A 9,120-nucleotide genomic window follows, 5' to 3' on the forward strand; every position below is an offset into this window, starting at 1 on the left:
GAGGCCGGCCTGGCTATGGTGTTCACCGGCATGCGCCACTTCCGCCACTGATCGGGCGCGCCCGGTGGAGCTCAGCTCTGCCGGGCGAGCACCTCATAGGCCATGACCGCGGCGGCGACGGCGGCGTTCAGGCTGTCCGCCTTGCCTAGCATCGGGATCTTCACCAACAGGTCGCACTCCGCCTCATAGGCGGGCGGAAGCCCCTGCGCCTCGTTGCCGATCAGCAGGAAGCACGGGGCAGCGTAATCCGCGCCGCGATAGTCGGAACTGGTGTTGAGGCTTGTGCCGACGAGCTGACCCGGCCCGGTGCGCAGCCAGCGCAGGAAATCGCCCCATTCGGCCTGCGCCACCGGAACGGTGAACACCGCGCCCATGCTCGCGCGCACCGCCTCGACCGAGAACGGATCGACGCACTGATCGACCAGGATCAGCCCGCCCGCGCCCACCGCATCGCAGGTGCGCAGCATGGTGCCCAGATTTCCCGGATCGCGCATCGATTGCGCCACCAGCCAGATGCCCGAGCGATCGCGGTCCAGCGCATCGAGCGAGGTCGGCAGGTCTTCAAATACACCCAGAACCGTCTGCGGGTTGTCCTTACCGCTGATCTTGGAGAGGATGTCGGTCGTCGTCTCGTAGATCGTGCCGCCGCGCGCAGCCACGGCCACTTCGAGCGCATCGATGAGCGGATGCGGATCGCGCTGCTGGCCCAGCCACAGCGCTTCGGGAACAATGCCAACTTCGCGCGCTTCGGTGAGCAAGCGCAGGCCCTCGGCGAGGAAACGTCCCTCGCGCTTGCGATGCTTCTTTTCGCGCAAAGACCGCGCGGCCTTGACCGCGGGATTGGAAAAACCGGTGATGAGCAGACGGTTGGGGGTCATGGCGCGCAGGGGCCGAGGATCAATCCTCGCCGAAACCGTCCATGACCAGGCCGACGAGCTTCTTAAGCGCAGCCTCTTCGCCCTCGCCCTCGACGCGGATCGTGATGCTATCGCCGCGCGCGGCACCCAGCATCATCAGCCCCATGATCGAGCTGCCGGTGACCTCGTTGTCGTCCTTGCTGACATGCACCTTCACCGTTTCGGGCAGGCGCGCGACGGCGGCGACGAACTTGGCGCTCGCCCGGGCGTGCAGGCCACGCTGGTTGGTGATCTGCACGGTCTGCTCGCTCATTGCGCGCTTTCCTGGCCGAGCAGGTCGGAGGCGACGCTGATATATTTCTGCCCGGCATCGCGCGCAGCGGCGACCGCATCGCGCACGTTCATCGACCGGCGTGCGCCCTCGAGGCGGATCAGCATCGGCAGGTTGACCCCTGCGATCACCTCGACCCGCCCCGCTTCGAGCAGCGAGATGGCAAGGTTCGACGGCGTGCCGCCGAACAGATCGGTCAGCACGATCACGCCCTTGCCGGTATCGACCCTGGCGATGGCTGCGGCGATATCTGCGCGCCGCTGTTCCATGTCATCATTGGGGCCGATATCGATGGTTTCGATATGCTGCTGCTTGCCCACCACATGTTCCATCGCGACCAGAAATTCCTGCGCGAGCCGTCCATGGGTGACGAGAATAAGACCGATCATGGGGGATGTTTATACCAGTTTCTGTAGCTTGAAGTCTCTATTGCCGACGTCTGTCCCTGACCCGCGCCAGTTTCAGCGATCTCTCCCCTGCCCGGCGCGCTGCCTTCATGCGGGCGGCGGCGCGGGGCTTTCTTCTATGGCATCCGTGGGTCGTGACGTCAGATTGCGATGCTGGACAGTGGGACAAAAGCCTGCTGCTTGCAAGCGTTTGGTGATCTCCTGCGCGACGAACACCGACCGGTGTCTCCCACCGGTACACCCGATCGCGATGTGCACATAGGCCTTGGCCGCCGCCTGATAGCGCGGCAGCAGGAAGGTCAGCAGATCGACGATCCGGTCGACGGCGCCCTGATAGGCCGGGTCTTCGGTGATGAACGCTCCCACAGGCGCTTCCAGTCCTGTCATCTCGCGCAGCGAGCGGTCCCAATAGGGATTGCGCAGGAAGCGCATGTCGAACACCAGATCGGCGCTGGGCGGCATGCCGCGCGCAAAGCCGAAGCTGGTGACGATGATGCTGGTAGGCGACTGTTCGAGCGCAAAGCGGCTGCGGATTTCCTGCTGCAGGTCCGACAATGCCAGATTGGTCGTATCGATGACATTTTCCGCCCAGCGCCTTAGCGGCTGCAGCCATTCGCGTTCCTCGGCAATTCCGGCTTCGGCCGAACGGTCCTGCGCCAGCGGGTGACGGCGCCGCGTCTCGGCATAGCGCCGCTGCAGCTCGCGCCCCGCGCAATCAAGGAACAGTGTGCTGATCGCATATTCGGGCCGCTCTTCCAGATCGCGCACTTGCCGCACGATCGATCCCGGATCGAACCCGCGCGTGCGCGTGTCGAAGCCGATGGCGAGCGGCCGCTCCTGCCCATCGCGGCGAACCGCCTGCGGCGTATCCATCAGCAGCGGCAGCAGCCGGATGGGGAAGTTGTCGATCGCCTCCCAGCCGAGATCCTCGAGCGTCTTGAGCGCAGTGGTCTTGCCGGCGCCCGACAGCCCGGTGACCAGCAGGACGCGGTGCGGTTCGACAGCAGGAAAACCTGCCTGCACGATACTGGAATCGGTCATTGGCCACCCCTGGCGTGCCGCGCACCTGTCGGGCTGCGCCAACCCTGACCTAGCCTTTGATCCCATAGGCTTGCAATGCCATTTCGGCCTTGATCGGCAGGACCCGGCTGTCGGGCGAGAGCAGGATCTCCGGTATTTCGACGCCCAGCAACATGCGGTGCTGGCTGCGTTCGATCCATCGCGGTGCGGCGCGGTTGAGCTCGATCAGCAGGGCTACCGGGCAGTTCGGACCCGGCTCGACCGGCAGTAGCCCGAGATTACGCACCTCGATCATGCCGCCGATATTGGGCGCGGGCGAGGCGACGATGCGGCTGCCCTCACGGTGCAGCGCCGTGTGGTCGTCGCTGATCAGCCGCGCGCCGCGGTCGATCAGCGCCAGCGCGAGTTCCGACTTGCCGATGCCCGATTCGCCGCTGATCAGCAGCGCTGCGCCGCCAATGCTGACGCAGCTCCCCGGATAGGTGATCCTGTCACCCTGCGCCATGGTCCCTCCCCCTGATCCGCTGTCGGATTGGCAGCATGTTAGCGCCGGTTTCAGGCCGGGGAAATGGGCAGTTCCTGCTGATCCTTCGCAGGCAGGCATATCTCGAACACCGCACCCTGCGCCCCGTCGTCGCGATCGGCGACCGTGATCGTCCCGTGATGCCCCTCGACGATGGTGCGCGCGATCGCGAGGCCCAGGCCGCTATGCTGGCCGAATTCCTCGCCCTCGGGGCGCGCGCTGTGGAAGCGGCGGAAGATCGCCTCGCGCTCGCTCGGTGGTACGCCCGGCCCCTCGTCGATGACCCGCACCAGCACCCGCCCACGCATCTGCGTCGCCTCGATCCGCACCAGCCCGCCGGGGGGCGAGAAGGACACGGCATTGTCGAGCAGGTTGGAAATGACGCGCTCCAACCGCGTTCCCTCGCCCATCACCACCGCGACACCGCGCCGTGGGCGGGCGAAGGCGGTCTCGCGCCCCTGGTTGAGCCCGCGCGACCGGCGCAGCTCGAGCAGATTCTCGATCATCTCCCCCAGATCGATCGGCTCGAACCGGGTCCGGGTGAGCTGGGCATCGACGCGCGACGCCTCGGAGATATCGGTGATCAGCCGGTCGAGCCGCCGGACGTCGCTGCACGCAATCTCGAACAGCTGCTCGCGGAGCCGTTCGTCCTTCACGCTCGCCAACCCCTCGAGCGCAGAGCGCAGCGAAGCCAGCGGGTTCTTGAGTTCATGGCTGACATCGGCGGCAAAGGCCTCGGTCGCGTCGATCTTCATCCGCAGCGCCATGCTCATGTCCGAAAGCGAACGCGCCAGCAGGCCGATCTCGTCCCCGCGCGACGGCAGGCGCGGCACCACCACCTCGCGCGCGCGGCCCAGCCGCACCCTGACGGCAGCGCTCGCCAGGCGACGCAGCGGCTGCACGATCGTCCGCGCCAGGAACAAGGAAAACAGGATCGAGACCAGCGCCGTCGCGAGCACGATCATCGCCAGGTTGAACCGCTCCGCGCGCACGATCCGGGTAACGTCCCGGGCATTGTAGCTGGTCAGCAGCACGCCGCCGCCCCGGGGCAGCGCAATCGCCGCGCTGATCATCGGGGTGCGATCTGGCGCATAGCGCATCCGGGCGATCGCGGCCTGGCTGCGCTGGGCTTCGATCGCCTCTGGCCAGTTCTGCAGCCGATCGGGTCGGCGCTCGACGAAACGCTCGACCCGCTTGGCGTCGACCAGCCAGTCAAAGCCCTGATCGAGCAAGCGGGCAGCATGGCGCTGCCAGGGTTCTTCGGAAGGATCGCGCAGGCGATAGGTGGGCGACGCCAGCGCGAAACTGTCCAGCGTGACAGGTCCGCGCGCCTCATAGAGCCGGATGCGCGAGTCGTACCGTCGGCTAACCGCCTTGATCATCGCGATGCGGCCCGGCTGGTCGAGACGCTCCATCGCATGCGCGAGCAGCCAGATGCTCTGCTGCTCCTGCTCGAGCCGTTCCTGGATGATCTGCTCGCGATAGCTGTCCAGATACAGCAGCCCGCCGCCGAGCATGGCGACCGCGAATATATTCACCGCAAGGATGCGCCAGGTCAGCGAGACCCGGCGCGTCCAGCCCAGCCGCAGCGCGGACGGGTTAATCTCCTGCGAAACGGTAGCCGGCGCCATACAGGGTATCGATAGCGGAAAATTCGGGATCGACCTCGCGGAACTTGCGCCGCAGCCGCTTGATATGGCTGTCGATGGTGCGGTCGTCGACATAGACATCGTCCTGATAGGCCGCGTCCATCAGCTGGTTGCGGCTCTTGACGACACCGGGCCGCGCAGCCAGCGCCTCCAGGATCAGGAACTCGGTGACCGTCAGCGTCACCTTCTTGCCATCCCACGCCACCATGTGCCGCGCCGGGTCCATTTCGAGCCGACCGCGCACGATTGGTTCGGCGGCGGGCTCGTCGCTGGGCACCTCGGGCGCCCGCATCAGCTCGGCGCGGCGGAGGATCGCTTTGATCCGCGCGATCAGCAGCCGCTGCGAGAACGGCTTGGTGATATAGTCGTCCGCCCCCATGGCCAGGCCCAGCGCCTCGTCCAGCTCCTCGTCCTTTGAGGTCAGGAAGATCACCGGCACAGCGCTGTGCTCGCGCACCCGGCGCAGCAGCTCCAGCCCGTCCATGCGCGGCATCTTGATGTCGAACAGGCACAGGTCGGGCGGCGTGTCGACAATCGCCTTGAGCGCCGTCTCCCCGTCCGAATAGAGCCGCGTGACAAAGCCTTCCGCCTGCAGCGCGATCGATACCGATGTCAGAATGTTGCGGTCGTCATCGACCAGCGCAATCACTGCCGCCATGCGTGGACCTATCCTCCTGCACCACCAAGCCCTGCCGGTCGCATATCACGACCGCAGGGTAAACCGCTATCTGGCATATGCCGCAACGCAGCATTTTGGGTGCATACCGGCAACAATGCACCACCCATGTTATGACACCGGTAGCAGCTATTGACAGACATGGCAGCAGACGTCTTGGACAATCCTATCACGAGAAAAGGACTGCGTGAGTCGTCCCGGATTGACGAAGGCTGGCGGTTGGGCGCGAGATCAGCCAGGGGCGGCACCAACTTGGGAGAATATCAGCAGTGGCCATCAAATCCAAAGTTTCGCTTGCCGATCAGGGCATTACCGCAACCGACAACCAGCACTGGAATCTGGGCACCGAAGCCCTGGTCGAAGAGGCCCTGCGCAATGGCGAGGGATCGCTGGCCAAGGGCGGCGCACTGGTCGTTGCGACCGGCAAGCACACGGGCCGCAGCGCCAATGACAAGTTTATCGTCCGCGACGCCGAGACCGAGAACACCGTCTGGTGGGGCAAGACCAATGTCGCGATGACGCCCGAGAATTTCGCCACGCTGAAGGCCGATTTCCTGGCCTTTCTCGCCGAAAAGCCCAAGCTCTACGTGCAGGACCTGTTCGGCGGATCGCAGCCCGAATATCGCGTGAACGTCCGCGTCATCAACGAGTTTGCCTGGCACAGCCAGTTCATCCGCACGCTGCTGGTCCGCCCCAAGGCCGAAGAGCTGGTGGATTTCGCGCCCGAATACACGATCATCGACCTGCCCAGCTTCCGCGCCGACCCGGCCAAGCACGGCACGCGCAGCGAGACCGTGATCGCGGTGAACCTCACCGAAAAGCTGATCCTGATCGGCGGCACCGCCTATGCCGGCGAGATGAAGAAGTCGGTCTTCGGCATCCTCAACTATCTGCTGCCGACCAAGGGCGTGATGCCGATGCACTGTTCGGCCAATATCGGCCCCGAAGGCGACACCGCCGTCTTCTTCGGCCTGTCGGGCACCGGAAAGACCACCCTCTCGGCCGATGCAAGCCGCACGCTGATCGGCGATGACGAGCATGGGTGGTCGGACACCGCCGTGTTCAACTTCGAGGGCGGCTGCTATGCCAAGATGATCAACCTCTCGCCCGAGGCCGAGCCCGAAATCTACGCCACCACCGGTCGCTTCGGCACCGTGCTGGAAAACGTGGTGATGGACCCGGCCACCCGCACGCTCGACTTTGCCGACAACTCGCTGGCAGAGAACAGCCGTGGTTCCTACCCGATCGACTTCATCCCCAACACGTCGAAGGACAATCTGGGTCCAGTGCCGAAGAACATCATCTTCCTCACTGCCGATGCCTATGGTGTGCTGCCGCCGATCGCGCGGCTGACCCCCGAACAGGCGATGTACCACTTCCTGTCGGGCTACACCGCGCGCGTTGCGGGCACCGAAATCGGCGTGACCGAGCCTTCGGCCACCTTCTCGACCTGTTTCGGTGCGCCGTTCATGCCGCGTCACCCCTCGGTCTATGGCAATCTGCTGAAAGAGCGCATCGCCAAGGGCAATGTCACCTGCTGGCTGGTCAATACCGGCTGGACCGGCGGCAAGCACGGCGTCGGCAGCCGCATGCCGATCAAGGCAACGCGCGCGCTGCTCAACGCCGCGCTCGACGGCAGCCTGAACAGCACCGAGTTCCGCAAGGACCCGAATTTCGGCTTCGAGGTTCCGGTCAGCGTGCCGGGCGTCGACACCGCGATCCTCGATCCGCGCGGCACCTGGGCGGACAAGGCGGATTACGACGCCACCGCGCAAAAGCTGGTCGGCCAGTTCATCGACAATTTCGCGCAGTTCGAAGAGCATGTCGATGAGGCGGTCCGCGCCGCCGCCCCGCAACGTCAGGCCGTCGCCGCCTGACCTGGCCCGGTTCACGATCGGGCCTTCCTTGCCGAAAGCCCGATCATGACCGACCAAAGCATTAGATTTTTCGAGTCCAGCGCAGCCGTTCGCCACCTTGGCGAGCGGCTGATCGCTTCCTGCCTGCCGCGCGGCGAATGGACACACGAAGCGCATGTCGCCGCCTGCTATTGGCTGGCGGCCGAGCGGCCCGATATCTGCCTGAGCCACGACCTGCCCGATATCATCCGGCGGCATAATGACAGCGTGGGCACGCCCAATACCGATAACAGTGGCTTTCATGCGACGATCACGCATTGCTATGCGATGGGGGTCGCGGCGTTCCACCGGCGCTGCGATCCTGCGCTCGCGCTGGTAGAGCGGGTCAACGCGCTGCTGACAGAGCCCGAGGGCGCGCGCGACTGGCCGCTGCGCTTCTATTCACGCGAACGGCTGTTCTCGGTCGAGGCGCGGCGTGCGGTGATTTTACCTGATCTGGCGCCCCTGCCCGGCTGATCGGCATGGCCGGTACCTACCCCTTGTGGTAACTTGCACCGTTTTCCAGCGAAAGCCGGAATCCAGGGCGATGCTGCACCTTGGCGGCCCTGGACTCCGGCTTTCGCCAGAGAACAGCTTCGCGAATGGGGAGAAGGCATCCATGGATTTCCTGAACAATATCGTCGGCCAGCTCGGCGGCGCCGACAAGATCGCCAGCCTCGCCAAGCAGGTGGGCCTCAGCGAAGCGCAGGTCCAGGCCGCGATGGCCGCACTCGGCAAGGCCGCGCCCCAGCCCGGCGACACCGCCGCATCCGCCGCGCAATCGACCGGCCTGCCGCTCGACAAGCTGCAGGACCTGCTCGCCCAGGTCGGCGGCGAGGATGCGCTCAAGAAGATCGGCGGCTTTCTCGACCGCGACGGTGACGGCAACCCGGTCAACGACATCATGGGCTTCGCGAAGAAGTTCACGGGGCAGTAAATGCTATAGAAACAGCGCTATGGATGCTATTCAAGCGACATGGTGCCTACTCTTTATCAACTAGCACAGTTCCGGCGCTATCTGAGTAGCGAGCCGTTAGGTGTATATTTGGCTCGCACCGCTAGGGTGTTTGCCCTTGCGGCCGGCATACCCTTTGTGATCGGCCTCATCGGGGCATGGTCGGATAGCTTCGGCTTTGTGCTATTTATTCTTGTCGGCATACCGACCGCTGCCTTCATGGTCCTCTTGACTGGCTTCAAATTGTGGCGGGGCGTCAGCGTCGCCCAGGAAGGCCGAAGTTTCGCCGAACAGTTTGCTGCCATTGCGCTCAGCCCAATCTTGCTGGTCCTTTGGCTGATGGCAGCCCTACCGCTGCTCTGGGCTGGCGGCCACTTGGGAAGTCTGTCCCGCCTTGCGGTGAACGAGAGTGATTATCGGGAAATCATCAACCGAGCTCGCGTTTCGAGAAAGGCGGAATCGTATGCCGAGTACGGTGGAGTTACCTACTCCGTTGATCCCGGCCCACCTGTCCGCGTGGCGTTTAATCCGGAGGGATTTCTCGACAACTGGTCAGCAATTGTTTTTGATCCGACCGGCGAGGTCATGTTGGCCGACGGATTTGATCCGACTACTGGCAAGTTTTATGCACCTGAAAGGATAACGAAGCTTTTCGACGGCGATTTGGTCGCATGTCGAAAGCTCTGGGGCGATTATTACAGCTGCTCATTCACCTGATTGGTGCACTCTGCCCTCCCGCAGGCGGGAGCGGAGATTGCGGAGGCTTCGCACCAAATCCTCCCCGAGCTTGTCTCGGGGAGGATTTGG

The 9,120-nt window shown here is 64.5% G+C and carries 11 protein-coding genes; 4 read left to right on the forward strand and 7 right to left on the reverse strand.

The annotated features are described in order from the left end of the window. Nucleotides 1-71: 71 nt before the first annotated feature. From AX735_RS17715 to AX735_RS17745, 7 genes are all read right to left on the reverse strand, one after another. On the reverse strand, nucleotides 72-878 hold the full coding sequence (locus AX735_RS17715) for a TrmH family RNA methyltransferase (protein WP_066282868.1): 807 nt from the start codon (nucleotides 876-878) through the stop codon (nucleotides 72-74). Nucleotides 879-897: 19 nt separating this feature from the next. Then, entirely contained in the window at nucleotides 898-1,170 is a 273-nt protein-coding gene (locus AX735_RS17720; RefSeq protein WP_023837395.1) for an HPr family phosphocarrier protein, read from the reverse strand. After that, nucleotides 1,167-1,577 (reverse strand): PTS sugar transporter subunit IIA, encoded by a 411-nt coding sequence (locus AX735_RS17725; protein WP_060980342.1) that lies wholly within the window; start codon nucleotides 1,575-1,577, stop codon nucleotides 1,167-1,169. The genes AX735_RS17720 and AX735_RS17725 overlap by 4 nt, the downstream gene beginning before the upstream one ends. Before the next feature lie 105 nt (nucleotides 1,578-1,682). Beyond that, nucleotides 1,683-2,636 carry an RNase adapter RapZ gene (gene rapZ / locus AX735_RS17730; protein WP_066282892.1) on the reverse strand — a complete coding sequence of 318 codons (954 nt, stop codon included), beginning with the start codon at nucleotides 2,634-2,636 and terminating at the stop codon, nucleotides 1,683-1,685. A gap of 49 nt (nucleotides 2,637-2,685) precedes the next feature. Continuing rightward, on the reverse strand, nucleotides 2,686-3,120 hold the full coding sequence (locus AX735_RS17735) for an HPr kinase/phosphorylase (protein WP_066282871.1): 435 nt from the start codon (nucleotides 3,118-3,120) through the stop codon (nucleotides 2,686-2,688). A gap of 50 nt (nucleotides 3,121-3,170) precedes the next feature. Beyond that, nucleotides 3,171-4,769: a sensor histidine kinase gene (locus tag AX735_RS17740; RefSeq protein ID WP_066282873.1), complete on the reverse strand. Its 1,599-nt coding sequence runs from the start codon at nucleotides 4,767-4,769 to the stop codon at nucleotides 3,171-3,173. Next, a complete protein-coding gene (locus AX735_RS17745) occupies nucleotides 4,738-5,445 on the reverse strand; it encodes a response regulator transcription factor (protein WP_066282876.1) in 708 nt (235 codons plus the stop codon). The genes AX735_RS17740 and AX735_RS17745 overlap by 32 nt, the downstream gene beginning before the upstream one ends. A 287-nt stretch (nucleotides 5,446-5,732) precedes the next feature. On the opposite strand from AX735_RS17745, the gene AX735_RS17750 reads away from it, so the two are divergent. The 4 genes from AX735_RS17750 to AX735_RS17765 all read left to right on the forward strand — a co-directional run bounded on the left by AX735_RS17750 (nucleotide 5,733) and on the right by AX735_RS17765 (nucleotide 9,030). Beyond that, nucleotides 5,733-7,340, forward strand: coding sequence for a phosphoenolpyruvate carboxykinase (locus tag AX735_RS17750; RefSeq protein WP_066282882.1), 1,608 nt, complete (start codon nucleotides 5,733-5,735; stop codon nucleotides 7,338-7,340). A 45-nt stretch (nucleotides 7,341-7,385) separates the two neighbouring features. After that, nucleotides 7,386-7,835, forward strand: coding sequence for a hypothetical protein (locus AX735_RS17755; RefSeq protein ID WP_066282888.1), 450 nt, complete (start codon nucleotides 7,386-7,388; stop codon nucleotides 7,833-7,835). Between the two features lie 142 nt (nucleotides 7,836-7,977). Beyond that, nucleotides 7,978-8,295 (forward strand): hypothetical protein, encoded by a 318-nt coding sequence (locus tag AX735_RS17760; protein ID WP_066282894.1) that lies wholly within the window; start codon nucleotides 7,978-7,980, stop codon nucleotides 8,293-8,295. 156 nt (nucleotides 8,296-8,451) lie between these two features. Beyond that, entirely contained in the window at nucleotides 8,452-9,030 is a 579-nt protein-coding gene (locus AX735_RS17765; RefSeq protein WP_231750163.1) for a hypothetical protein, read from the forward strand. Nucleotides 9,031-9,120 lie beyond the last annotated feature (90 nt).

This window comes from Blastomonas sp. CCH1-A6, from assembly GCF_001556365.1.
GTDB lineage: Bacteria > Pseudomonadota > Alphaproteobacteria > Sphingomonadales > Sphingomonadaceae > Blastomonas > Blastomonas ursincola.

What these genes read in the sequence shown, in the direction of transcription:
- AX735_RS17715 (WP_066282868.1), bottom strand. Translation starts at nt 878, where the DNA reads ATGACCCCCAACCGTCTGCTCATCACCGGTTTTTCCAATCCCGCGGTC.
- AX735_RS17720 (WP_023837395.1), bottom strand. Translation starts at nt 1,170, where the DNA reads ATGAGCGAGCAGACCGTGCAGATCACCAACCAGCGTGGCCTGCACGCC.
- AX735_RS17725 (WP_060980342.1), bottom strand. Translation starts at nt 1,577, where the DNA reads ATGATCGGTCTTATTCTCGTCACCCATGGACGGCTCGCGCAGGAATTT.
- rapZ (WP_066282892.1), bottom strand. Translation starts at nt 2,636, where the DNA reads ATGACCGATTCCAGTATCGTGCAGGCAGGTTTTCCTGCTGTCGAACCG.
- AX735_RS17735 (WP_066282871.1), bottom strand. Translation starts at nt 3,120, where the DNA reads ATGGCGCAGGGTGACAGGATCACCTATCCGGGGAGCTGCGTCAGCATT.
- AX735_RS17740 (WP_066282873.1), bottom strand. Translation starts at nt 4,769, where the DNA reads ATGGCGCCGGCTACCGTTTCGCAGGAGATTAACCCGTCCGCGCTGCGG.
- AX735_RS17745 (WP_066282876.1), bottom strand. Translation starts at nt 5,445, where the DNA reads ATGGCGGCAGTGATTGCGCTGGTCGATGACGACCGCAACATTCTGACA.
- AX735_RS17755 (WP_066282888.1), top strand. Translation starts at nt 7,386, where the DNA reads ATGACCGACCAAAGCATTAGATTTTTCGAGTCCAGCGCAGCCGTTCGC.
- AX735_RS17760 (WP_066282894.1), top strand. Translation starts at nt 7,978, where the DNA reads ATGGATTTCCTGAACAATATCGTCGGCCAGCTCGGCGGCGCCGACAAG.